The 23,881-nt window shown below is 68.1% G+C and carries 26 protein-coding genes; 17 read left to right on the top strand and 9 right to left on the bottom strand.

The features are described 5' to 3' along the window. Entirely contained in the window at positions 1-1,191 is a 1,191-nt protein-coding gene (locus tag CXR42_RS07840) for a zinc-dependent alcohol dehydrogenase (RefSeq protein ID WP_103256855.1), read from the top strand. Positions 1,192-1,260: 69 nt separating this feature from the next. Here the strand turns inward: CXR42_RS07840 and katG are convergent, their stop codons facing one another. Then, complete coding sequence (gene katG, locus CXR42_RS07835) at positions 1,261-3,429, bottom strand: catalase/peroxidase HPI (protein WP_103257093.1); 2,169 nt, start codon at positions 3,427-3,429, stop codon at positions 1,261-1,263. Positions 3,430-3,586: 157 nt separating this feature from the next. On the opposite strand from katG, the gene CXR42_RS07830 reads away from it, so the two are divergent. From CXR42_RS07830 to CXR42_RS07815, 4 genes are all read left to right on the top strand, one after another. After that, a complete protein-coding gene (locus CXR42_RS07830) occupies positions 3,587-4,498 on the top strand; it encodes a hydrogen peroxide-inducible genes activator (protein WP_103256854.1) in 912 nt (303 codons plus the stop codon). Between the two features lie 37 nt (positions 4,499-4,535). Continuing rightward, on the top strand, positions 4,536-4,886 hold the full coding sequence (locus CXR42_RS07825) for a hypothetical protein (protein WP_146038014.1): 351 nt from the start codon (positions 4,536-4,538) through the stop codon (positions 4,884-4,886). Positions 4,887-4,951: 65 nt separating this feature from the next. Further along, a complete protein-coding gene (locus CXR42_RS07820; protein WP_103256852.1) occupies positions 4,952-5,467 on the top strand; it encodes a copper chaperone PCu(A)C in 516 nt (171 codons plus the stop codon). A gap of 80 nt (positions 5,468-5,547) precedes the next feature. Continuing rightward, positions 5,548-6,756, top strand: a complete 1,209-nt coding sequence (locus CXR42_RS07815) for an NAD(P)/FAD-dependent oxidoreductase (RefSeq protein WP_103256851.1) — start codon at positions 5,548-5,550, stop codon at positions 6,754-6,756. 3 nt (positions 6,757-6,759) lie between these two features. Here CXR42_RS07815 and CXR42_RS19480 read toward each other — a convergent pair whose 3' ends face one another. The 4 genes from CXR42_RS19480 to CXR42_RS07800 all read right to left on the bottom strand — a co-directional run bounded on the left by CXR42_RS19480 (position 6,760) and on the right by CXR42_RS07800 (position 10,348). After that, positions 6,760-6,912, bottom strand: a complete 153-nt coding sequence (locus CXR42_RS19480) for a hypothetical protein (protein ID WP_180995989.1) — start codon at positions 6,910-6,912, stop codon at positions 6,760-6,762. A gap of 187 nt (positions 6,913-7,099) precedes the next feature. Continuing rightward, complete coding sequence (gene metG, locus CXR42_RS07810; RefSeq protein ID WP_103256850.1) at positions 7,100-8,818, bottom strand: methionine--tRNA ligase; 1,719 nt, start codon at positions 8,816-8,818, stop codon at positions 7,100-7,102. Between the two features lie 60 nt (positions 8,819-8,878). Beyond that, on the bottom strand, positions 8,879-9,631 hold the full coding sequence (locus tag CXR42_RS07805) for an SDR family NAD(P)-dependent oxidoreductase (protein WP_103256849.1): 753 nt from the start codon (positions 9,629-9,631) through the stop codon (positions 8,879-8,881). 81 nt (positions 9,632-9,712) lie between these two features. Continuing rightward, positions 9,713-10,348, bottom strand: a complete 636-nt coding sequence (locus CXR42_RS07800; RefSeq protein ID WP_103256848.1) for an ImuA family protein — start codon at positions 10,346-10,348, stop codon at positions 9,713-9,715. Between the two features lie 99 nt (positions 10,349-10,447). On the opposite strand from CXR42_RS07800, the gene CXR42_RS07795 reads away from it, so the two are divergent. The 3 genes from CXR42_RS07795 to CXR42_RS07785 are packed head-to-tail and all read left to right on the top strand — an operon-like array spanning position 10,448 to position 12,600. Next, positions 10,448-11,488, top strand: a complete 1,041-nt coding sequence (locus CXR42_RS07795) for an aldo/keto reductase (protein ID WP_103256847.1) — start codon at positions 10,448-10,450, stop codon at positions 11,486-11,488. Positions 11,489-11,530: 42 nt separating this feature from the next. Next, positions 11,531-12,106 carry a hypothetical protein gene (locus CXR42_RS07790; RefSeq protein ID WP_146038013.1) on the top strand — a complete coding sequence of 192 codons (576 nt, stop codon included), beginning with the start codon at positions 11,531-11,533 and terminating at the stop codon, positions 12,104-12,106. Further along, positions 12,103-12,600 carry a lipocalin/fatty acid-binding family protein gene (locus CXR42_RS07785; protein ID WP_245875364.1) on the top strand — a complete coding sequence of 166 codons (498 nt, stop codon included), beginning with the start codon at positions 12,103-12,105 and terminating at the stop codon, positions 12,598-12,600. Before CXR42_RS07790 ends, CXR42_RS07785 begins: the two co-directional genes overlap by 4 nt. Here CXR42_RS07785 and CXR42_RS07780 read toward each other — a convergent pair. Then, entirely contained in the window at positions 12,597-13,454 is an 858-nt protein-coding gene (locus tag CXR42_RS07780; protein ID WP_103256844.1) for a helix-turn-helix domain-containing protein, read from the bottom strand. The two genes, CXR42_RS07785 and CXR42_RS07780, sit on opposite strands and share 4 nt — an antisense overlap. Positions 13,455-13,563: 109 nt before the next feature. On the opposite strand from CXR42_RS07780, the gene CXR42_RS07775 reads away from it, so the two are divergent. Next, positions 13,564-14,550 carry a fatty acid desaturase gene (locus CXR42_RS07775; protein ID WP_103256843.1) on the top strand — a complete coding sequence of 329 codons (987 nt, stop codon included), beginning with the start codon at positions 13,564-13,566 and terminating at the stop codon, positions 14,548-14,550. On the opposite strand, the gene CXR42_RS07770 is transcribed toward CXR42_RS07775, so the two are convergent. Further along, positions 14,470-15,081, bottom strand: coding sequence for an NUDIX domain-containing protein (locus tag CXR42_RS07770; protein WP_245875363.1), 612 nt, complete (start codon positions 15,079-15,081; stop codon positions 14,470-14,472). The genes CXR42_RS07775 and CXR42_RS07770 overlap by 81 nt on opposite strands. Further along, complete coding sequence (locus CXR42_RS07765; RefSeq protein ID WP_103256841.1) at positions 15,074-15,478, bottom strand: DUF983 domain-containing protein; 405 nt, start codon at positions 15,476-15,478, stop codon at positions 15,074-15,076. The genes CXR42_RS07770 and CXR42_RS07765 overlap by 8 nt, the downstream gene beginning before the upstream one ends. Positions 15,479-15,643: 165 nt before the next feature. On the opposite strand from CXR42_RS07765, the gene CXR42_RS07760 reads away from it, so the two are divergent. The 4 genes from CXR42_RS07760 to CXR42_RS07745 are packed head-to-tail and all read left to right on the top strand — an operon-like array spanning position 15,644 to position 17,649. Further along, the gene (locus CXR42_RS07760) at positions 15,644-16,189 is read left to right on the top strand and encodes an EF-hand domain-containing protein (protein ID WP_245875362.1); all 546 of its coding nucleotides are present in this window, start codon (positions 15,644-15,646) and stop codon (positions 16,187-16,189) included. A 39-nt stretch (positions 16,190-16,228) separates the two neighbouring features. Then, entirely contained in the window at positions 16,229-16,837 is a 609-nt protein-coding gene (locus tag CXR42_RS07755; RefSeq protein ID WP_103256840.1) for an RNA polymerase sigma factor, read from the top strand. Beyond that, positions 16,824-17,171, top strand: a complete 348-nt coding sequence (locus CXR42_RS07750; protein WP_103256839.1) for a dihydroorotate dehydrogenase — start codon at positions 16,824-16,826, stop codon at positions 17,169-17,171. Before CXR42_RS07755 ends, CXR42_RS07750 begins: the two co-directional genes overlap by 14 nt. A 4-nt stretch (positions 17,172-17,175) precedes the next feature. After that, positions 17,176-17,649, top strand: a complete 474-nt coding sequence (locus CXR42_RS07745) for a periplasmic heavy metal sensor (RefSeq protein ID WP_103256838.1) — start codon at positions 17,176-17,178, stop codon at positions 17,647-17,649. Here the strand turns inward: CXR42_RS07745 and CXR42_RS07740 are convergent. After that, positions 17,646-19,034 carry a diguanylate cyclase gene (locus CXR42_RS07740; protein ID WP_103256837.1) on the bottom strand — a complete coding sequence of 463 codons (1,389 nt, stop codon included), beginning with the start codon at positions 19,032-19,034 and terminating at the stop codon, positions 17,646-17,648. The genes CXR42_RS07745 and CXR42_RS07740 overlap by 4 nt on opposite strands. 120 nt (positions 19,035-19,154) lie before the next feature. Between CXR42_RS07740 and CXR42_RS07735 the strand changes: the two genes are divergently transcribed. The 4 genes from CXR42_RS07735 to CXR42_RS07720 all read left to right on the top strand — a co-directional run bounded on the left by CXR42_RS07735 (position 19,155) and on the right by CXR42_RS07720 (position 23,866). Further along, a complete protein-coding gene (locus CXR42_RS07735; protein WP_103256836.1) occupies positions 19,155-19,445 on the top strand; it encodes a DUF3572 domain-containing protein in 291 nt (96 codons plus the stop codon). Further along, complete coding sequence (locus tag CXR42_RS07730) at positions 19,442-20,134, top strand: HAD family hydrolase (protein ID WP_103256835.1); 693 nt, start codon at positions 19,442-19,444, stop codon at positions 20,132-20,134. Before CXR42_RS07735 ends, CXR42_RS07730 begins: the two co-directional genes overlap by 4 nt. A gap of 90 nt (positions 20,135-20,224) precedes the next feature. Continuing rightward, entirely contained in the window at positions 20,225-21,781 is a 1,557-nt protein-coding gene (locus CXR42_RS07725; RefSeq protein WP_103256834.1) for a trimethylamine methyltransferase family protein, read from the top strand. Positions 21,782-21,898: 117 nt separating this feature from the next. Then, positions 21,899-23,866, top strand: coding sequence for an amidase (locus CXR42_RS07720; protein WP_103256833.1), 1,968 nt, complete (start codon positions 21,899-21,901; stop codon positions 23,864-23,866). Positions 23,867-23,881 lie beyond the last annotated feature (15 nt).

Raw genomic sequence — 23,881 nt, 5'->3', positions numbered from 1 at the left:
ATGCGCGCATTGACCTGGCAAGGCACCAAGGACGTCCGGGTGGAAACCGTCCCGGACCCCAAGATCCTGAACCCCCGCGACGCGATCATCGAGGTCACCTCGACCGCGATCTGTGGTTCGGACCTGCACATCTTCGACGGGGTAATCCCCGGGATGCAGGCCGGCGACATCCTTGGCCACGAGTTCATGGGCCGCGTGGTGGACGTCGGCCCCGGCAGCACCCTGAAGAAGGGCCAGCGCGTGGTGGTGCCCTTCACCATCTCGTGCGGCGGTTGCTTCTTCTGCACCGAGGGGCTGTATTCCGCCTGCGACAACTCCAACCCCGTGGAAAAGCAGGACGCCAGCGAAGCCGCGTTTGGCCATGCGATGGCGGGGATCTTCGGCTACAGCCACCTGACGGGCGGATACTCGGGCGGGCAGGCGGAATATGTCCGGGTGCCGTTCTCGGACGTGGGGCCGATCGTGGTGCCCGACGACCTGCCGGACGACCAGGTGCTGTTCCTGTCGGATATCCTGCCCACCGGCTGGATGGCGGCCGAGAATTGCGACATCCGGCCCGGCGACACGGTGGCGGTCTGGGGCTGCGGCCCGGTCGGCCTGTTCGCGGTCCAGTCCGCGCTTCTGATGGGGGCGGGACAGGTCATCGCCATCGACCACCATCCCCGGCGGCTGGAGCTTGCCGCAAGCCTGGGCGCCAAGGTGGTGAACTACCGTGAGACCCATGTGGCCGAGGCGCTGCTGGAGATGACGGGCGGCATCGGCCCGGATGCCGTGATCGACGCGGTGGGGATGGAAAGCCACGGGCTGGCCCCCGACCGGCTGATGGACCGGGCGAAGCAGGCCGTGGGGATCGGTGTCGACGGCATCCACGCGCTGCGCAGCGCGATCCACGCTTGCCGCAAGGGCGGCCGCGTCTCGGTGCCCGGCGTGCATGGCGGCTTTGCCGACAGCTTTCCCACCGGTGCCGTGATGCAGAAAGGCCTGACCCTGCGCAGCGGTCAGACCCATGTGCAACGCTATATGCCCAGCCTTCTGCACCGCATTGCCGAGGGCGAGATCGACACGACCTTCCTCATCAGCCACCGCCTGCCGCTGGAGGACGCCGCCAAGGGCTATCAGCATTTCCGCGACGACCAGAACACCTGGACCAAAGTGGTGCTGAAGACCCCGGCGTCCGGCTGGACCGGCTAAAGCGAAACGGCCCGGTGGTTTCCCCCCGGGCCGTCCGTTACTCGCAAGCAGCCTACTGGTGAATTCCGTTCAGGCGCGCAGGTCGAAGCGGTCGGCTTCCATGACCTTGACCCAGGCCGAGACGAAGTCGCAGACGAACTTCTCGCGGTTGTCGTCCTGGGCATAGACCTCGGCATAGGCCCGCAGGATCGAGTTCGACCCGAAAACCAGGTCGGCCCGCGTCGCCGTCCACTTCACGGCACCAGTTTTGCGGTCGGTCAGCTCGTAAAGGTTCGACCCCTTCGGCACCCACTTGTAGCCCATGTCGGTCAGGCCGTTGAAGAAGTCGGTGGTCAGCGCCCCCACGCGGTCGGTAAAGACGCCATGCGCCGTGCCGCCGTGGTTGGTGCCGATCACCCGCATCCCACCGATCAGGCAGGTCATCTCATGCGCGGTCAGGCCCATCAGCTGCGCGCGGTCAAGCAGCAGCTCTTCGGCCGAGACGGCATAGTCCTTCTTCATCCAGTTGCGGAACCCATCCGCCAGCGGCTCCAGCACGCTGAAGCTGTCGGCATCGGTCTCGGCCTCGGTCGCATCGCCACGACCCGCGTGGAACGGCACGGTCACGTCAACGCCAGCAGCTTTCGCCGCATGCTCGACCCCCACATTCCCGGCCAGCACGATCACGTCGGCCAGCGAGGCGCCGGCTTCCTTGGCGATCGGCTCCAGCACCGACAGGACACGCGCCAGACGGGCGGGTTCGTTGCCTTCCCAGTCCTTCTGCGGGGCCAGACGGATACGGGCACCGTTGGCACCGCCCCGGTTGTCCGAGCCGCGGAAGGTCCGGGCCGAATCCCAGGCGGTGGTGACCATGTCGGAAACCGAAAGACCCGATGCGGCGATCTTCGCCTTCACCGCGTCCACGTTCCAGGCAGTCGGCCCGACCGGAACCGGATCCTGCCAGATCAGGTCCTCAGCCGGAACCCACGGGCCCAGATACCGGACCTTCGGCCCCATGTCGCGGTGGGTCAGCTTGAACCAGGCGCGGGCGAAGGCATCGCTGAATGCCGCCTGATCCTTGGCGAAACGTTCGCTGATCTCGCGATACTTCGGGTCCATCTTCATCGCCATGTCGGCGTCGGTCATCATCGGCATCACGCGGATCGACGGGTCTTCCACGTCAACCGGCATGTCGGCCGGATCGATGTTGATCGGCTGCCACTGGAACGCACCGGCCGGGGACTTCACCAGTTCCCAGTCGTATTTCAGCAGCAGGTGGAAATAGCCGCCGTCCCACTTGGTCGGGTTGGTGGTCCAGGCGCCTTCCAGCCCCGAGGTGATCGTGTCGCGCCCGACCGACCGCTTGGCATGGACGTTCCAGCCCAGACCCGCTTCCTCAAGCTCGGCCCCCTCCGGCTCGGCACCGATCAACGTGGCATCGTTGTTGCCATGCGCCTTGCCGACGGTGTGGCCGCCTGCAGTCAGCGCCACGGTTTCCTCATCATCCATCGCCATGCGGGCGAAGGTCTCACGCACGTCATGCGCGGTGCGCAGCGGGTCCGGGACCCCGTCCACGCCCTGCGGGTTCACATAGATCAGGCCCATGACCACGGCGGCCAGCGGGTTTTCCAGAGACGAGCGGTCCTCTTTCGTGGGATAGCGTTCGTCCTTCAGCCACTCTTTCTCAGAGCCCCAGTAGACGTCCTTCTCGGGTGCCCAGATATCCTCGCGCCCGAAGCCGAAGCCAAAGGTTTTCAGGCCCATGGACTCATAGGCCACGGTCCCGGCCAGGACCATCAGGTCGGCCCAGGACAGCCGGTTGCCGTATTTCTTCTTGATCGGCCACAGCAGACGCCGCGCCTTGTCCAGGTTGGCGTTGTCCGGCCAGCTGTTCAGCGGCGCGAAACGGTGGTTGCCGGTGCCCGCACCGCCCCGGCCGTCGGCCATGCGGTAGGTCCCGGCGGCGTGCCAGCTCATGCGGATGAAGAGACCGCCGTAATGGCCCCAGTCGGCCGGCCACCAGTCCTGACTGTCGGTCATCAGCGCAATCAGGTCACGCTTCAGCGCGTCAAAGTCCAGTTTCTTGACCTCTTCCTGATAGTTGAAGCCGGTCAGCGGGTTCACCTTGGTGTCGTGCTGGTGCAGGATGTCCAGGTTCAGCGTTTTCGGCCACCAGTCGGTGACCGTCTGGGTGGTGGTGGTGATTGCCCCGTGCATCACCGGGCACTTGCCCGTCCGCCCGATATCGTTGCCGTCCATCTTGCTCTCCTCATGGCTGGGGTCCATCGCCGGAAACAGCAGGACGCGGGCCGCCCCCTGGCTACCCGCGACTCACAGTCCCGTCCTTGGTTGCTGGTAGCACCGCCTTGCGATAAAGGGAATTTTCATTTTCCAATCGTCGCGATAGGTTTTGCATATGTCAGCCCTGACCATGAAACACCTGCGCTATTTCGAGGCCCTGGCCCGCCACCGCCATTTCGGCCGCGCGGCCGAGGCATCGTCGATCTCGCAGCCCGCGCTCTCGCTGCAGATCAAGGAGCTGGAGGATATCCTTGGTGCCCCGCTGGTCGAACGCGGGCCGCGCCAGATCCGCCTGACCGCACTGGGCGAGGATTTCAGTCTGCGCGCCCGCGACATCCTGCGCGCGGTGGACGAGTTGGCCGCGCTGGGCCGCGTCGGCACCGGGCCCCTGACCGGCCGCCTGCGCCTGGGCATCATCCCGACCGTCGCGCCCTATTTCCTGCCGCAGCTGATCCGCCAGCTTGGCGCGTGCTTCCCAAACCTCGACCTTCGCCCGCGTGAGGCAGTGACCCCCCGCCTGATGCGCGACCTGGTCGAGGGGCGGCTTGACCTTGCCATGGTCGCGCTGCCGGTCTCTGAACCCTCGCTGGCCGAATATCCCCTGTTCGACGAGGATTTCCTGCTGGTCCGCCCCGCCGCCCAGGCCACCGATCCGGTCCCGACGCTGGACGACCTGCGCCACATGCCGCTGCTTCTGCTGGAGGAAGGCCACTGCTTCCGCGATCAGGCGATCAGTTACTGCAAGCTGCCCCCGGCCCTTGCGGGCGAGATCATGCAGGGCTCCTCGCTTTCAACCCTTGTGCAGATGGTGGGGGCGGGGATCGGGGTCACCCTGATCCCGGAAATGGCGGCGAGGGTGGAAACCCGGTCGGCCGCCGTGGCGCTGCACCGGCTGCCCGACCCGCGACCCAGCCGAACCATCGGGCTGGTGTGGCGCAAGTCCAACCCGCTGGCCCCGCAGCTGCAGACGCTGGCCGCTGCCCTGACGCCCCCGGACCCGTTGCCGCAGGGGGCCGTCGCCGATTGACCCCGTCCGCACTTTGGCGCAAGCAGGGGCCATGCTGGTGCGGATGCTTCTTCTGGTCCAGCGACTGGCGCTGCTGGTCGCCCTCGCGGTCTCGCTGACCGCGACCGCCTATGCCCATCGCGCGCCCAGTCCCCAGGATGCAGCCCTTGCCTTCATCCTGGCCAACGGCGGCGAGATCTGTGGCCAGGACGGCCATGGCGGCCACATGCCGCGCTCGGATTGCGCGGCCTGCCAGATTGCCGCCGCCCTGCAGCTTCCGGTCCCGTCCGGCCTTCCGCTGCGGCTGGTCCTGCCGATCCCGGCCCCGATGCTTGCCGCGCCGGTTCCGCGCGCCGCGGCGCGGGTTCTGGACCCCGGCCATGGGCCGCAGGGCCCACCCCTGGCCTGACGTCCCCCTCCTGTCGCCCCGGTCCTGCCGGGGATTTCCCAACATTTCACGGATGGAGTTCCGTCATGTCCCGCATCCTGGCCCTGCTGGCCGCCCTTGCCCTTGCCGCCCCTGCCTTCGCGCATGAAATCACGGCGGGCGATCTGCAGATCATCCACCCCCATATCCCCCAGCCCCCCGCCAGCGCCAAGGCCGCCGGCGGCTTCATGGCCATCGTCAACAATGGCACCGAGGCTGACCGCCTGATCGGCGTCGAATCCGGCATCGCCGCCAAGTCCGAGGTGCATGAAAGCCGCGTCGACGCGAACGGCGTCGGCACCATGACCCATATCGAGGCGCTGGACCTGCCGCCCGGCGAGACGGTCAGCCTGGAGCACGGCGGCTATCACATCATGTTCATGGGCCTGATGGCTCCGCTGACCGAAGGCGAGATGCACAAGGCCACGTTGATCTTTGAACGCGCCGGCCGGGTCGAGATCGAGTTCCAGATCGATCCGCCGACGGGGCAAGGCGCGATGAACCATGGCGCGATGGGCGATGCCCCGATGGACCACGGCGCGATGCACGGCGCGACCGACTGAACCGGCGGCGGCGACCGGCCCCGTGCCGGTTGCCGCCACCCCCGCGCCGGGCTAAACCCTGCCCAAAGCAGGGGAAAGCGATGCAGGGATTCCATAGCGAGCCGCGTCACGACAGCTATGACGTCGTCATCATCGGCGGCGCGATCATGGGCTCTTCCACCGCCTGGTGGCTGACCCAGATGGGCTTTCCCGGCCGCATCCTGGTCGTCGAACGCGACCCCAGCTATGAGAAGGCCGCGACCACGCTGTCCTTCTCCTGCATCCGCCAGCAATACTCGACCGAGCTGAACATCCGCATCTCGCAGTTCGGCGCGGATTTCGTGCAGAACCTTCGGGCGCGGATGGGTAACGACCCCCGCGTGCCCGAGTTGAAGATCCAGAACTTTGGCTACCTCTACCTCGCCGACACCCCCGCTTTCGCCGATGTCTTGCGCGCCAACCAGAAGGTGCAGGCGGCGGCCGGGGCGGGGACGCGCCTGCTGACGCCGGATGAGATCAAGGCCGAATACCCGTTTTACAGCGTCGACGACCTGGTCCTTGGCAGCCTGAACACGGTGGACGAGGGGTATTTCGACGGTTCCACCGTCTTTGACTGGTTCCGCCGCAAGGCGCGCGAGGCGGGCGTGGACTACCTCGCGGATGAGGTGACGGGACTGGACCTGAGCGGCCCGCGCGTCACCGGCGTCAGGCTGAAATCCGGCCGCACGGTCGCCTGCGGGCTGGTGGTCAACGCCGCCGGCACGCGCGGGGCCGATGTCGCGGCGATGGCGGGCATCGCCCTGCCGATCCAGCCGCGCAAGCGGTTCAACTGGGTGATCCAGGCCGCAACGCCGCTTGACCGGCCGTTGCCACTGACCATCGACCCCACTGGCGCCTATGTCCGCGAGGTCGGCGGCGGCACCTACATGGCCGGGGGCCACGCCGAACCCGACGGGCCGGCTGCGCTGGACGATTTCACGATGCAGGACGAGGTCTGGATGGACCACATCTGGCCCGCCATCGCCACCCGCATCCCCGCCTTCGAGGCGGTGAAGGTCCTCAGCGAATGGGCCGGCCATTATGACTATAACCTGCTGGACCAGAACGCCGTCACCGGCCCGCACCCCGAGGTTGCGAACTTCATCTTCCTGAACGGCTTTTCCGGCCACGGCCTGCAGCAATCGCCCGCCATGGGCCGGGGCACAGCGGAATGGATCATCCACGGCGGCTATCGCACGCTGGATCTGTCAGCCTTCCACTATGACCGCATCGCCGAAGATCGCGCCATGGTCGAAGGTGCGATCATCTAGGCGTCATTCATCCATGAAGACGGCGCCCGACTGGACCGCGATGGTCTCACGCGGGGCCAGCACGACACCCAGCACACCAAGATACACCACGACAAACAGCGCGACGGCGGCATAGGTGCCATAAGTCCGCGCGCGGCGGGGCAGGGTCTGCGACATATCGGTTTCTCCTGACGTGGCAGCGACTCGGGTTTCCGATGCCTTCTGATAGCACCGAAACGCTCGTCTTGCCTCCCGAAGATTCCGGCGTCGGCGGAATTTCTTCCCGCATGGCGGCGATCCGCGCCTGAAACCCTCCCGCTCAGGGGTGGTTTCTGCACCTGCACACGGATTATGTTCCGCTACTTCAGGCCCGCACACCCGAGAATCGCGTCTGCCAGTCGGCGCGTTCCTCGTCGGTGATCTTGCGGAACAGATTCTCCGGCACCTCGAACCCATGCCCCGCGGGCAGGGCGCGCATCGCGGCCGAGATGTCGGCAGGCCAGGTCCAGTCCTCGGACCCCACCGCCTTCATCATCGCGGCCGAGGCATCGGGGATGAAGGGCGCGGACAGGATCGCATAGACCCGGATCAGGTTCAGCGCCAGGCGGACGATGGCCTGCGCCTGTTCGGGGTCGGTCTTGACCACCGACCAGGGCGCGGCCGATTGCAGGTATTCGTTGCCGATCACCCAGATCGCCCGCAACTCGGCGGCGGCCTTGCGGACCTCCATCTCCTGCATCAGGCGGGTATAGTCGGCGATCCGCGCGCCCAGGTCGGCGATCAGCGCGGTTTCCAGCGGGCCGAACTGGCCGCCGGCCGGCACCTCGTTGCCGAACTTGGACACCGCGAACTTGGTCACGCGCGACACAAGGTTGCCCAGCACATCCGCCAGGTCCTTGTTCACGGCGGTCTGGAAATTCTCCCAGGTGAACTCGCTGTCGCTGGATTCCGGCGCATGGGACAAAAGCCACCAGCGCCAGTAATCCGACGGCAGGATCGACAGGGCCTGATCCATGAATACGCCACGCCCCTGGCTGGTCGAGAACTGGCCGCCGTCATAATTCAGGTAGTTGAAGGATTTCAGGTAATCGACCAGCTTCCACGGCTCGCCCGACCCCAGGATCGTCGCGGGGAAGGACAGGGTATGGAAGGGCACGTTGTCCTTGCCCATGAACTGGTAATAGGTCACGTCCGAGGCACCCTTGTCGGTGCGCCACCAGCGTTCCCAGGCGTCATCGTCCAGGCCGTTCGCATCGGCCCATTCGGCGGTCCCGGCGATGTATTCAATGGGCGCGTCGAACCAGACGTAGAAGACCTTGCCCTCCATCCCCGGCCAGGGCTGGTCGCCCTTCTTGACCGGGATGCCCCAGTACAGGTCGCGCGTGATCCCCCGGTCCTGCAAGCCGTCGCCGTCGTTCAGCCACTTCTTCGCGATCGAGGTCGTCAGGATCGGCCAATCCTTCTTGCTGTCGATCCAGGCCTCCAGCTTGTCCTTCAGCGCGCGCTGCTTGAGGTAGAGGTGCTTGGTCTCCCGCACCTCCAGGTTCGTGCTGCCGCTGATCGACGAGCGCGGGTTGATCAGGTCGGTCGGGTCCAGCTGCTTGGTGCAGTTCTCGCACTGGTCGCCACGCGCCGCCTCATACCCGCAATTCGGGCAGGTGCCGGTGATATAGCGGTCGGGCAGGAAGCGGTTGTCGTCGATGGAAAAGACCTGCTTTTCGCTCACTTCCTCGATCAGCCCGTTCTCCGCCAGCTTGCCCGCGAAATGCTGGGTCAGCTTGTGGTTCCGCTGGCTGGAGGACCGCCCGAAATGGTCGAATGACAGCCGGAAGCCCCGTGCGATCTCGGCCTGCACCTGATGCATCTCGGCGCAATACTCCTCGACCGGCTTCCCGGCCTTGGCCGCGGCAAGTTCCGCCGGGGTGCCATGTTCGTCGGTCGCGCAGATGAACATGACCTCATGTCCCATCGCCCGGTTGAAGCGGGCGAAAAGGTCGGCGGGAAGCTGGCTGCCCACCAGGTTCCCCAGATGCTTGATCCCGTTGATATAGGGAATGGCCGAGGTGATAAGGATGCGTGCCATGTCTGCGCCTTCCGTTCCGGACGCGCGCTTTTAACGCGCGACCGGGCGAAGGACCAGAGGTCACTGGGCGCAGTAGCCGCCGTCGATCAGATGGTAGGACCCGGTGATGAAGCTGGCCCTGTCCGACAGCAGGAACTGCGTCAGATCCGCCACCTCGTCCGACCGGCCAAGGCGGCCGATGGGATGCGCGGCCACCAGTGCCTCTTTCGCGCCGGGGGGCAGGGCGGACAGAAGCGGCGTATCGATGAAGGCCGGGCCGATGGCATTCACCCGGATGCCCTTGGCCGAGTATTCCATCGCCGCAGTCCGGGTCAGGCCCAGAAGCGCATGCTTGGCCGCGACATAGGCTCCCGAATTGGCAAAGCCGACCGACCCCAGGATCGAGGCCATGTTGACGATCGCCCCGCCGCCGGCCTTCAGCATCTCGGGGATGGCATAGCGCATCCCGTAAAAGACCGCGTTCAGGTTCACGTCGATCACCCGCTGCCAGCCGTCCAGGGGGTATTCCCCGACCGGCGCCTGCGGCCCGCCGATCCCGGCATTGTTGACCAGAAGCTGCAAGCCCCCGTTCCACGCCGCCGCCTCGGTCACCATGCGCTCGACCTCGGTCGCATCGGCGACATCGCCGGCGGCGGGGCGCGCCTTGCCCCCGGCTGCGGTGATCGCGGCGGCGACCCGTTCGGCCGCGTCCAGCTTCAGGTCCTGCACGACGACGGCCGCGCCGCTGGCCGCCAGCCCCAGCGCGATGGCCTCGCCGATGCCCGACCCCGCGCCGGTCACCAGGGCGGTCTTGCCGGTAAAGGTGATTTCCATGCCGAGTTTCCTTCTTCTGCTACCCGGTCACCAAGCCTGACCCGGCGCGCAGGTTCCATGATCTGGCGCAAATCGCCGGGGCTAAAGGTCCAGCGCCAGCGGTTCCAGCCGCTCGCCCCCCTCGTCCCGTTGCAGCCGCCACGCGGCCGGGGGCGCCAGCCGCGCCCGCAGCCGGGTCAGCCGCCAGCTTTCCCCCTCGGCCCACAAAAGCCGCGCGCTGGGCAAAGGCGCGATGTGCCAGCGGCTTTCCACCCCCGGCGCGCCGCCCTGGCCCGGCAGCAGGACCAGCCCCACCGGCGCCATCGCCCCGTCGCGCCGCGCCGCCTCGGCCCCGGCTTCGGCGGCCAGATGCAGCCGGCGGATCGGCGTCAGCCCCGGCGGGGCCAGCAGTTCGCCCACCACCAGCGGCACCGCGCCCGAGCGCAGCGCCTCTTCCATCGCCCACAGCAACCCCTCATCCCGCCCGGCTTCGGCAAAGATCAGCCGCGCGGGGTTCGCCAGCGCCTCCAGCCCCGAGGCGTTCAGCTTGTCCGAACCCCAGCCCGGCCGGACCCAGACCACCGGCCCCTCGCATTTGCCCATCACCAGCGCCGCCAGCCGCAGGCGCGACGGCCCGCAGACCTCATGCACCCGGCCCCGGCGCAGGGTCAGCTCCCCCACCATCGGTTGCAGGTCCTGCGGCCGGGGGGCGGCCTGGGTGTGGATCGGCAGACTCATGGCGGCAATTCTACGACGTTCGCCAAATGTTCTCAAGCCAGACCCTTTGCCGCGCCGCCGTTCCGCCCTAGCTTGCGCCCGAACCACCCGGAGGCCCCCATGCAGACCCTGACCCTTGGCAAGACCGGCCTGACCGTCTCGCAGCTTTGCCTCGGCACCATGACCTGGGGCAGCCAGAACACCGAAGCCGAGGGGCACGCCCAGGCCGACCTTGCCATGGACCACGACGTGACCTTCTGGGACACGGCCGAGATGTATCCGACCAACCCCGTCCGCGCCGAAACCGTGGGACGCACCGAAGAGATCATCGGCACCTGGCTTGCCGCGCGGGGCGGGCGGGACCGGGTCCAGATCGCCACCAAGATCACCGGCAAGGGCCAGATCGTCCGCCCTGGCCAGCCGATCACCGGGGCCACGATGCGGGCGGCCGTCGAAGGCTCGCTGCAGCGGATGGGGACCGACTACATCGACCTTTACCAGCTGCACTGGCCGAACCGGGGCAGCTATCACTTCCGCCAGGCCTGGCGCTATGCCCCCACCGGCACCGACAAGGCGGCCGAGACGGCGCATATGACCGACGTGCTGACCACCGCGCAGGCGCTTGTCACCGAAGGCAAGATCCGCGCCATCGGCCTGTCGAACGAAAGCGTCTGGGGCGCCGCGCGCTGGTTGCATCTGGCCGACAGCCTGGGCCTGCCGCGCATGGCAAGCGTGCAGAACGAATACAGCCTCCTCTGCCGCCAGTTCGACACCGACTGGGCCGAGTTTTCCCTGATCGAGGATATGCCGCTTCTGGCCTTCTCGCCCCTCGCGGCCGGTCTCCTGTCGGGCAAATATGCCGGCGGGGTGACCCCCGAAGGCTCGCGCCGCAGCTTCACGCCCGATCTTGGCGGGCGGGTGACGCCGCAGGTCTTTCCGGCGGTCGCGGCCTATCTGGGGGTGGCCGCGCGCCACGGGCTGGACCCCTGCCAGATGGCCATCGCCTTCTGCCTCTCGCGCCCGTTCCGCACCATCCCGATCATCGGCGCCTCGTCGGTGGAGCAATTGCGCACCAACATCCTTGCCGCCCAGGTCACCCTGACGCCCGAGGTTCTGGCCGAGATAGCGGAAACCCACCGGGCCTTCCCCGCGCCCTACTGACGGGTCTTGCGGTGCGGGATGGATCAGGGCACTTCTGGCGCGATGTCGAAAATTGCCCTGCTCTTGCCCCGTCTGCTTGTGGTCCTTGGCCTTTCGGTCCTGGTTTCTGCCTGCCAACTGTCCGGCGGCACGGCAGCGGGACCGGACGACGTGACCCCGAACGCCGTCACCGGTGACGCGATCGAAGTGACGGCGCTGGACAGCCCACCCCCCGCCGCCGCGCCGCCGGCCGGGGCCGAGGCTGCCGGGACCGAGGCCGCGCAGGCCCAGACCGCCCCGACCCCAGCCCCCGCCGACCCAGCGCCCGCCAACCCAGCGCCCCAGGCGACCGACCCCGCTCCGCAACCTGACCTAGCGGTCCAGGTGCCAGAGCCGCCGAAATCGGAACAGCAACTGGCCTGCGAACGGAAAAAGGGCCGCTGGTCCCCGACGGGCAAGGGCAGCCTGCGGGTCTGCGTTTTCAACACCCGTGACGCGGGCAAGCAATGCACCCGCGAAAGCCAGTGCGAAGGCGTCTGCCTGGCCCGCTCGGGCACCTGTTCGCCGGTCCGGCCCCTGCTGGGCTGCCACGAGATCCTGCAGGACAATGGCGCGCGGGTGACCCTGTGCATCGAGTGATCCTTGCCCCTTTGCTGGCCATGACGCTGGTCCTTGCCGCCTGCGCCCCCGCCAGCCAGAAGGTCGCAGGCTTCCGCAAGACGGAAACGCCGATCTGGTCGGCCGCCGCCTTCGCGCCCGGCCAGATCGTCGGCGACTGGCGCCAGGTCGCCGCCCATGCCGCAAGGCCCGACGGCTGCGCGGCGGGCGGGCTGACGATCACGCCCACAGGCGCCGGGCTGCGGCTGGACGGCACGCTTTGCCTCAACGGCCAGACGCAACGGATCGCCACCACCGCCCGACCCATTGGCCCCGGCCGCCTTGCGGTCGAAGGGATGGAGGACTGGTGGATCCTCTGGGTCGATTCCGGCTACCGCACGCTGGCCATCGGCACGCCGTCTGGACGCTTCGGCTTTGTCCTTGACCGGGGTGCCCCCGCGCCCGACCGGCTGGCCGCCGCGCGTGAGCTTTTCGACTTCAACGGCTATATCCCCGCCGCCTTCCGCCCCCTTTAGCGCACCCGCTCCAGCAGCCCGGCCAGATGGCCGACCATGTCGCGGGCGCCCACTTCGGCCTCGCGCACCAGAAGGTCGAAATGCTGGGTGATCGTCTCGACCCGCGCCGTGTCGCGGAAGGCCAGGTAATGCCGGCCCAGATAGATCACCGCCAGCAGCGGGCCGAACACCGTCACCGGGGCCGAAAACAGCTTGCGCGCATCGAACAGGCACAACCGAAGCGAGGGGTAAAGCTGCTCGCACAGCCGCATCAGATGCTCCAACTGCGCCCGCCGCACCGCTGGGGCCAATCCCTCGTAATAGCCCGTGCCGGTGGCAAAGGCGGTCAGCTCATGCATCGGCAGCGCGATCTCGTAATCCGACCCCGCGCCGCGCATCCATTTCAGCCGGTCCTCGAACGCCCCGATCGCCTGCTCGGCCGTCCGTCCCAGCTGCGGCTCGTACTCCCATTCGACCACCGCCCGCGTTTTCAGCATGTCGGGCAGCGTCGCCGGCACATGGCGGATCTTGTAGCCCGCCGCCTCCTGGTGCCAGCCGAAGATCCGTTCGTCGATCAACGCGCGCGGCGCTTCCGTCAGGGATAGCGAGGCGGCCAGCAGGTCAGCAATCGGCTCGGGCCGGCCGGACAGGCCCAGCAGCCAGTCCGCGCTGATCCCCAGCGCCCCGGCGCAATCGGCCGCCAGCTGCGCATTCGGCAGCCGCGTTCCCGCCTGCAACAGTGCCGAGATGGTCGAGCGGTCCACCCCCGTCCGCCGCGCCAGTTCCGCCTGGTTCATCTTGCGGCTGGCCATCGCCTCGGCCAGGCGGGCGCGGAACACCGGGGCGCGGTCACGCTTGTCGATCTTTTCCATCACCTGTCCACTTTTCGAAACTTATGTGGTCTTAAGTTTACAATATCCCGAATACCCGCCCCCCGTCGATCTTGATACGCTTGAGCCAGCAGTTCAGTTCCCAGGCCCCATCTTGCAGACCCAGTCCCGCGCCATCGAATGGCCCACGCTTGCCCTTTTCGTCGCCACCTACGCCCTCTGGGCCGGTGCCACCACAGCCCTCTGGACCCTTTCTCCGCCCCTTGCCATCGTTGTTGCCGCCTTGGCCATCGGGCAGTTCTCCTCGCTGACGCATGAGGTTCTGCATGGCCACCCGTTCCGCAACCAGACCCTGTCCGAGGCGCTGGTCTTTCCCGGTCTGACGATCTTTGTCCCCTACCTGCGCTTCAAGGACCTGCACCTGCAGCACCATTTCGACCCGGCGCTGACCGACCCCTATGACGACCCCGAGTCGAACTACCTCGACCCCGCCGTCTGGGCGCGACTGCCGGGGCCGCTCAAGGCGCTCTTGCGCTTCAACAACACGCTGTTCGGCCGGATGCTGGTCGGCCCGGCGATTTCGACCTGGGCACTGGTCAAGGGCGACCTTGCGGCCATGGGCCGGGGCGACCGTCGCGTCTGGCTGGCCTGGGGACTGCACCTGCCCGGGGTCGCACTCGTCGTCGCCTGGCTTTCCTGGGCCGCGATGCCGGCCTGGGCCTATCTGCTGGCCGCCTACCTGGGGTGGAGCCTGCTGAAGATCCGCACCTACCTGGAACACCGCGCGCACCAGGCGGCCCGGGCCCGCACCGTCATCATCGAAAGCCGGGGGCCGCTTAGCCTGCTGTTCCTGAACAACAACTTCCACGTCGTCCACCACATGCACCCGAATGTGCCGTGGTACCAACTGCCGGCGCTTTATTTCGGCAACCGCGAGCATTACCTGCGGCGGAACGACAGCTACCGCTACGCAAGCTATGTCCCGATCTTCCGCCAGTTCCTGTTCCGCGCCAAGGACCCGGTGCCGCACCCGATCTTTCCGGTGGAAAAGGGCGGGGCGCTAGACCAGCCGGCGGAACTGCGGGGTGGGGCCGGAATTGTCGAAGAACGGCACGCCGGGCTGATCGCCGCCCGCCACTAGCGCCGTGACCTCGGCCAGCACGACCTCGGTGATGAAGGGCAGGTCCAAGGCGCGGGCCTCGGGCAGGGGCAGCCAACGCAGATAGGCCAACTCGCCCGAGGCGGCGGAAAGATCATCGGCGTCGCCCGCAAGGCCGGCGGCATCAGCCAGAAAGAAAAAGGCGTCGAACCGCCGTGGCCGCCCGGGCGGGGTGATCGCGCGGAACACCAGCCGCAGCGGTGGGGTGTCGCGGCGCATGGAAAGCCCGGTCTCCTCGGTCAACTCGCGCAGGGCGGCGGCGACAAGCGCGGCGGCGGGAACCGGCGCGTCACGGTCCAGCCGCGCGCGGCACAGGTCCGAAAGGGGCAGGGGCTCATGTCGCAGCGCGGTGTGGGCGGTCATGTCCTCGGGGTCGACCGCGCCGCCGGGAAAGACGAACTTCGACGGCATGAACACCGCCCCGGCCCCGCGCTGCCCCATCAGCACCTGTGCGCCCTGGGGCGTGTCGCGCCACAGGATCACCGTGGCGGCCGGCCGGATCGGCTCAGACATCCGGGGCGGACCCGAAGCCATGCATCCGCTTGGCCCATTGCAGCGCCACCAGCGCGCCCTTCAGCCGTGGCAGAAGATACAGCGACAGCGCCACCGTGCCCAGCGTCAGGCCCACCGCCAGCCCCAGCGGCTCGGGCCGCCAGGTCGAGTAGACGAACATCAGCACCGGGGCCAGCAGGTGGCCGACGATCAGGATCGTCAGATAGGCCGGCCCATCGTCGGCCCGGTGATGGTGCAACGCCTCGCCGCAGACCGGGCAGGCGTCGCGCACCTGCAGATAGCCGCGCATCATCGGACCCGCGCCGCAGTTCGGGCAGCGCCGCCGCCAGCCGCGCAACAGGGCGGGCTTCACCGGGCGGTCGTCGTCAGGCAGGTCGACAGAGGTGGCAAGGGTCATGGCAGACTCATCGAAAAGGCAAGCTTCACACATAGGCGCAAAACCTGCCGCTGCACAGGGGGCGCGCCTGTGTCGTCCTGTCGCAAATCGCCGCGACGGAAATTCCAGCCCCCGGCGTGTGACTGGCATGGGTCCCGAAGACCGGGACTGATGATGGAGACGAAGATGCAGAAATCCACCAAGACCGCCCTTGTGATCCTCTCGGTTGCCGGCGCCCTTTTTGCCACCGCGACCCTGGCGCAGATGGGACCCGGCGAAGGCATGGGCCAAGGCATGGGCGGCGGCATGGGTGAAGGCATGGGCGACGGCATGCGCGGCGGCCAGATGCTGATGGACCAGTTCGACGCGATCGACGCCGACAAGGACGGCAAGATCACCCCGGCCGAGCTTGCCGCCCACCGCCAGGCCCGCTTCACCGCCGCCGACGCCAACGCCGATGGCAAGCTGGACGCCGACGAACTGACCGCCTTCCACACCGCCCAGATGGCCGAACGCATGGCGACCCGCACCGGGCGCATGATGCAGTGGCTGGACGCGAACGGCGACGGCGCCTTGTCGGCCGACGAAATGCCCGATGGCCCCTCGGCCGAACGGCTGGCCCGGCTAGATGCCGATGGCGATGGCGCGATCTCGAAAGAGGAAGCGCAGGCCGCGATGGAGCGGATGGGCGAGCATCGCAAGCACCGCAAGGGGATGATGGGCAACAACTGACGCTTGCGGCCGCGCCCGGTTCGGGCAAGGCTTCCGGGGATGATGATGGCCTTCGACGCGGATACCGGCTCGGACGAGGCGCTGATGGTGCTCTATGCAAATGGAGACCGCGACGCCGCCCTGACGCTATCCCGTCGCATCACGCCCCGGGTCCTGGCCTATGCCACCCGAATGCTGGGCGGCGACCGGGCCGAGGCCGAGGATGTGGCCCAGGAAACCATGCTGCGGCTCTGGCGCATCGCGCCCGACTGGCGGCAGGGCGAGACCAAGGTGACGACCTGGGCCTACCGGGTCGCCACCAACCTGTGCCTCGACCGGCACCGCGCCCGGCGCAGGAAGGCGCAGACCGCGCTGGACGACGCGCCGGACCTGGCCTCGGCCGACCCCAGCGCCGAGGGCCGGCTGGTGCAGGCCGACCGCATGGCCGCGCTGCAATCGGCGCTGGGCGAGTTGCCGGACCGCCAGCGTCAGGCCGTGGTGCTGCGCCATATCGAAGGGCTGACGAACCCCGAGATCGCCGCCGTGATGGAGATCGGCGTCGAGGCGGTGGAAAGCCTGACCGCCCGTGGCAAACGCGCCTTGTCGGCGATCCTTGCGGGCCGGCGCGACGAACTTGGATACAAGGACGACCCCGATGCCGACCGATGATCTTGACGACCTCTTCGCCGCCGCGCGGGCCGACCGGCCGCAGCCCTCGGACGCGCTGATGCAGCGGGTCCTGGACGATGCGCTGGCCCTGCAACCCCGGCCAGAGCCCCTTGCGCCGCCGCGCGCGCCCGCGCCGCGCCCCAGCCTCTTCGCCCGGCTGTCCCAGGCTTTCGGCGGCGGCCCCGCGCTGGCCGGCGTGTTCAGCGCCGCTGTGGCGGGCCTTGTGCTTGGCTACCTTGATCCCATGACCTACGACTACCTCACCGGCGGGCTGACCGGCGCCGAGGCGGTAGACCTGTTCCCGACCACCGACTTCCTGTCCTCCGAAGGCTGATGCCATGACCGAACCCACTGTTCCGCCCTCGTCCTCTGGCCGCGGCCTGAAGATCGCGCTGGCCCTGTCGCTGGCGCTGAACCTTGGCGTGGCGGGCATGGTGGTGGGGGCCTGGGCCTCGGGCCACGGACCCCGCTCCGAGATGCCGAGGGATGTGTCCTTCGGCCCCTTCTCCGAGGCGCTAAGCGACCAGGACCGCCGCGCGCTCCGGCGTGAGTTCCTGTCGCGCGCCCCCGAATTCCGCGCCGCCCGGCAAGAAGCCCGGAAGGAGTTCCAGGCCCTTCTGACCGCGCTGCGCGCCGATCCCTTCGACCCGGCCGCGCTGTCCACGGCCCTTGCCGCGATCGAGACGCGCAACGCCTCGCGGCTGGAACTGGGGCGTGAGTTGATCGAGGCGCGGCTTGCCACGATGGACGAAAGCGCCCGCCTGGCCTTTGCCGACCGGCTGGAACAGGTGCTGACCCGCCGCCGCCCCTAGGCCGCGCTCAGCCGGTAGGTCACCTGGTTCCGCCCCGCGCCCTTGGATTCCAGCAGCGCCAGGTCCGCCTGCTCGACCAGCCGGTCGACCGAGACGCCCGCCCCCCCCTCCAGCGCCGAGACCGCCACCCCGATCGAGACCGTGACCTTCAGGCTTTGCCCCGTGGCCAGCCGGATCGCGCGCTCGTCGATCGCCTCGCACAGCCGTTCGGCCACCAGCCGCGCCTCGGGGGTGGAACTGTGGGGCAACACCGCCAGAAACTCCTCGCCGCCGATCCGCGCCAGCAGGTCACCCTCGCGCAGGTTGGCCCGCAGACGGCGCGCGACCTCAACCAGCACGGCATCGCCGGCGGCATGGCCGTGCTGGTCGTTCACCGTCTTGAACCGGTCCAGGTCCACCACCATCACCGCAAAATCCCGGCCCTCTTCCAGCGCGCGGGCGGCGATCAGCGGCAGTTGCTGCGCGGCGTGACGGCGGTTGTAGAGCCCGGTCAGCGGGTCCACCAGCGCCAGCCGCAGGTTGTCCTCGATCCGCGCCCGCCGCCGGTCGCCCTGCCGCTTGCGCCGCAACAGGCTGCGCGTCCGCAAGGCCAGTTCCGTCGCCGTCACATGCGGTGCCACCACATCGTCGGCCCCCAGGTCGAAGGCAATCGCGGCCTCCTCGCCCTCGGCCGCGCGACCCACCACGCAGACTGCCGAATGCCGCGTCGCCTGGTGGCTTTTCAACTCGGACACCAGCCGCAGCGAGGCGGCAGCATCCGCGTCCTCGTCATGGATGATGAACACATCCGGCACGCCCTCGCCCCGCCCTGCGGTCGAGGCTTCGGCCAGCGCCTGCGCGCGCGACAGGATCACCAGCCGGTCGCGCAACTGCCCCGACAGGTCACGCTGCAACCGCCGCGCCGCCTCGGCCTGGCCGGTCACCACCGCCACTGTCGCGCAAGGCTCATAGGCCAGCGCCGCCTCGGCCATCCCGGCGGGCTGCAACTCTCCGCCCTCGGAATAGGCGATCTCGGCCCGCGCGCGCAAAAGGTTGCGCACCCGCGCCAAAAGCACCTGGTCGCTGGCCGGCTTCACGATCACATCATCCGCCCCGGCGGAAAACGCCGCCAGCCGCGTCTCGCTGTCGCGCGCGGCGGTCAGCACGATCACCGGAATGTCGCGCGTCCGCAGATCGCCCCGCAGCCGCCGCAGCACCTCATGCCCCGAAATGTCGGGCAGGCTCAGGTCCAGCAGAATCAGGTCTGGCCGCAGCTCGACCGCCAGCGTCAGGCAGCTTTCCCCATCCACGGCCAGAATCGGCTCGTAATAGGCAGCCGCCAGTCGCGCCCGGTAGACGATGCGATTTGTCGCCATGTCGTCGACAATCAGGATGCGTCCGCTCATCTTCCGAAGCCGTGCCTACGTTCCAAGGTTAGTGAAGAGTGTGTTACCGAGAGAGTTAAGAAATCCTTTCCGAATTGCGGCGAAGGCCTTATTTCCCGACCCGAGCAGGAAGAAATCACGATGAAAACCCTCCATAATCAGCGGGAATCCGCGCAAACGCTCGCCTTGCGGGCACTTGCCTGGCTTCTGGCCGACGAAGAGCTGACCGGCCTCTTTCTTAACGCAACCGGGGCAGGTCCCGCGGACCTGCGCGCTCGCGCACTGGATGCGGACTTCCATCTGGCGATTCTCGATTTCCTGCTGATGAACGATGACTGGGTGGTTGCCTTTTGCGACGCGCAGACCCTTCCCTATACCGCGCCGATGCAGGCCCGCATGGCGCTGGGCGGAACCGAGGATTGGCAGGGATGATCGACGGATTGCTTTTCGACAAGGACGGCACGCTTTTTGACTTCCGGCAAAGCTGGGGCGGCTGGGCGGCGGGCTTCCTGACCGCCATTGCGCAGGACGCCGGCCACGCGCGACGGCTGGGCCGGGCCATCGGCTTTGACGCGGCCGCGCGCAGCTTTGCGCCCGACAGCCCTGTGATCGCCGGCACCGCCGCCGAAATCGCGACCGCCCTTCTGCCGGAACTGCCGGGGACCGACCTTGACACGCTGACCGACCGGATCAACGCCACCGCCGGCAACGCCCCGATGGCCGAGGCCGTGCCGCTGCGCCCGCTTCTGTCCACCTTGCGCGACCGGGGCTTGCGGCTGGGCGTGGCCACCAATGATTCCGAGGCTCCGGCACGCCAGCACCTTGCCGCCCACGGGCTGACCGCGCTGTTCGACTTCATCGCCGGCTACGATTCCGGCCATGGTGCCAAGCCCGGTCCCGGCATGTGCCTGGCCTTCGCCCGCCAGCTTGGCCTTGACCCGTCTCGGGTCGCCATGGTCGGCGACAGCCTGCATGACCTGCACGCGGGACGCGCCGCGGGCATGCGCACCATCGGGGTGCTGACCGGCATGGCCAGCGCCTCGGTCCTGGCCCCGCATGCCGATGTGGTCCTGCCCGACATCGGTGCAATCCCCGGCTGGCTGGCCGAACTTCCGGCCTGATCGCGCGAAAACGACGCTTTCACGTCGCTCCTGCGGTTCCCATCCTGGCCGCGCTTCCGTCATCTTCGCCCCAAGACAGCGGAGGGACCGATGACCGAAGAGCCAACCCGTAGAAAGCGCGCCGGTGGACGTGCGGGGATGAAGGTCCGTGCCGGTTCGGCCGCCATCGACCAGATGCCTTGGCGCATCCCGGTCAACCCCGACGCGCCCACCGAACCCCTGGATGCCGACGGGGTGCAGCGCGTCCACAAGACCGCGATGCGCATCCTGTCGGATATCGGGATCGAGTTCCTGAACCCAGACGCGGTGGAACACCTGCGCAAGGCGGGCTGCATCGTCAACGGCACCAATGTCCGCTTTGACGAAGACTTCGTGATGGAGATGGTCGCCCGCGCGCCGGAAACCTTCACCATCACCCCGCGCAACCCGGACCATGAGCTGATCATGGGCGGCAAGCACATGCTGTTCGTGAACGTTTCCTCCCCGCCCAACGCCTGGGACATGGAACGCGGCAAACGCTCGGGCGATTTCGAGACGTTCCGCGAATTCATGAAGCTGACGCAGTATTTCAACTGCATCCACATCGCGGGCGGCTATCCGGTCGAGCCGGTCGACATCCACGCCAGCGTCCGCCATCTGGACTGCCTTTATGAAAAGCTGACCCTGACCGACAAGGTCGTCCACGCTTACAGCCTGGGGGCCGAGCGGGTGGAAGACGTGATGGAGATGGTCCGCATCGCAGGCGGTCTTTCGCACTCCGAATTCGACGCCAAGCCGCGGATGTATACCAACATCAACTCGGTCTCGCCGCTGAAGCACGACTTCCCGATGCTGGACGGCGCGATGCGGATGGCCAAGCGCGGCCAGCCCGTCGTCGTGACCCCCTTCACCCTTGCGGGCGCCATGGCCCCCGTCACCATGTCCGGCGCCGTGGCCCTGTCGATTGCCGAGGCCCTCGCCGCCATCGCCCTTTTGCAATACATCGCCCCCGGCTGCCCGGTCGCCATCGGCACCTTCACCTCCAACGTCGACATGAAATCCGGCGCCCCCGCCTTCGGCACGCCGGAATACATGCGCGCGACGCAGATGACCGGGCAACTGGTGCGTTTCTACGGCCTGCCGATGCGTGCCTCCGGCGTCTGCGCCGCCAACGTCCCCGACGGCCAGGCGATGTGGGAGACGTCGAACTCCCTCTGGTCCGCCGTCCAGTCGCGCACCAACATGGTCTATCACGCGGCGGGCTGGCTGGAGGGCGGCCTGATCGCCAGCCCCGAGAAGTTCATCATGGACTGCGAAGTGCTGCAGATGATCCAGCGTTATTTCGAGGAAGCGACCTTCGCGACCACTGACGACGACCTCGCCTTCGACGCAATCAAGGAAGTCGGGGCAGGGGGCCATTACTTCGGCGTCCAGCATACCCAGGACCGCTATCAGCAGGCCTTCTACCAGCCCTTCGTCAGCGACTGGCGCAATTATGAGGCCTGGCAGGCAGATGGTTCGGTCTGGACGGTCGAACGCGCGCACCGGATCTACAAGCAGATCCTGGCCGAATTCGAAGCCCCCGAAATGGACCATGCTGCGCAAGAGGAATTGACCCGCTTCGTCGCGAAACGGAAACAGGAAGGCGGCGCGCCCACCGATTTCTGACCCGCCCCGCGAACCGGGCGCAGCGAACGGGGCGCAGCGGAAATCGAACGATTTCCGACCCGATTTCCGTTCGGAAATCGGCGTTGCGCCTGGGGAAATGCCGCGCCAGAATTGCCCATGACTCTTGTCGAAGCCTCGCTCGCCGACCTGTCCACCGCCCTCGCGCAGGGCCGCACGACCGCCGTCGCCCTTGTTGCCGAATGCCTCCAGCGCATCGCGGCTTATGACCGGTCCGGCCCCTGCCTGAACGCCGTCCCGGTCCTGAACCCGCAGGCCCTGGCCGAGGCGCATGCCTCTGACCTTCGCCGCGCCAGGGGCGAAACCCTCGGCCCGCTCGACGGCATCCCCTACACCGCCAAGGACAGCTTCAAGGCCCAGGGTCTGACCGTCGCCGCCGGCTCGCCAGCCTTTGCCGACCTTGTCGCCAAGGACGACGCCTTCGCCATCGCCCGCCTTCGCGCGGCCGGGGCGATCCTGATCGGCCTGACCAACATGCCACCCATGGCCAATGGCGGGATGCAGCGGGGCCTCTACGGCCGCGCCGAAAGCCCCTACAACGCCGATTACCTGACCGCCGCCTTCGCCTCTGGCTCCTCCAACGGCTCGGGCACCGCCACCGCCGCCAGTTTCGCCGCCTTCGGCCTGGGCGAAGAGACTTGGTCCTCCGGCCGCGCCCCCGCCGCGCTGAACGGACTTTGCGCCTATACCCCCTCGCGGGGCATCATCTCCACGCGGGGCAATTGGCCCCTGGTCCCGACGATGGACGTCGTCACCCCCCACATCCGCAGCATGGCCGACCTGCTGATCCTGCTCGACACCCTCGTCGCCGATGACCCCGAAACCCGGGGTGATTTCTGGCGCGCGCAACCCTGGGTTTCGCTCCCGAAACCCTCCCAGCATCGCCCCGCCAGCTATCCCGCACTCGCCGCCACGGCGACGCTTGACGGCAAACGCATCGCCATTCCCGCGATGTACATCAACGCCGACCCGCAGGCGGGCGGCCCCGGCATCGGCGGCCCCACCGGCCAGCCGATCCAGACCCGCGCCGCGATCCTTGCCCTCTGGGACGTCGCGAAGCAGGCGATGGAGGCGGCAGGCGCGACCGTCCTCACCACCGACTTCCCTGTGGTCTCCAACTACGAAGCCGACCGCCCCGGCGCGCCCTCCATCGCGACCCGCGGCCTTGTCAGCCCCGACTATCTGAAGCGCGAGATCGTGGACCTCTCCGCCTGGTCCTGGGACGACTTCCTGCGCGCCAACGGCGGCACGCCCGGCACTCTGGCGCAGGTGGACGGGGCGGCAATCTTCCCCCGCCCACCCGGCGCGCTGCCCGACCGCTATACCGGCTTTGACGACGACATCGCCAATTATCCCGACCACATCCGCGCCCACCCCTGCGACGACTTCCGCGCCATCCCGCATCTGGAAGCGGGCCTGCAAGGGCTGGAAGCCACCCGCCAGCAGGACCTGGAGGCGTGGATGGACGCCCTGAACCTTGACGCCGTGGTGTTCCCGGCCCTCGCCGACGTGGCCCCGGCGGATGCCGACACCAACCCCGCCAGCGCCGAGATCGCCTGGCGCAACGGCACCTGGGTCGCGAATGGCAACCTTGCCATCCGCCACCTTGGCATCCCGACCGTTACTGTCCCGATGGGAACGATGCAGGACACCGGCATGCCCATGGGCCTGACCTTCGCCGGCCGCGCCTATGACGATACAGCCCTTCTGCAACTGGCCTGCGCGTTTCAGGCGACGGGCCGTTACCGCCAGCCCCCGCCGCGCACGCCCGATCTGCCTGCCCCGCCGGTGATCCTTCCCGATCCGGCTGGCGCCACCGTCCCACCCCAGCTCACGGTCACCTCGCAGGAGGATGGCGAGCACAGGATGCTGACCCTCCACGCCAGCGCGCCGATGCTCTGGGCCTGGGTCGACGGCCAGCCCGTGCCCGGTCTCCCGGCCACGCGGGCCACCGTCCGGTTGCCCCCCACCGCCCGCCCGCTCAGCCCCTGGGGGCCGCCCGGCGCAGGCCTGGTCGTCGCGCTTTTCGCCGACGGGCAGGGGGCGGCCGTCACCTTCTCTGCCTGACCCTCCTCGTTCGAC

This window comes from Tabrizicola aquatica, from assembly GCF_002900975.1.
GTDB classification, from domain to species: Bacteria; Pseudomonadota; Alphaproteobacteria; order Rhodobacterales; family Rhodobacteraceae; genus Tabrizicola; species Tabrizicola aquatica.
The sequence above is the reverse complement of the archived record's forward strand: the minus strand, read 5'-3'. Positions and strand labels throughout refer to the sequence as shown.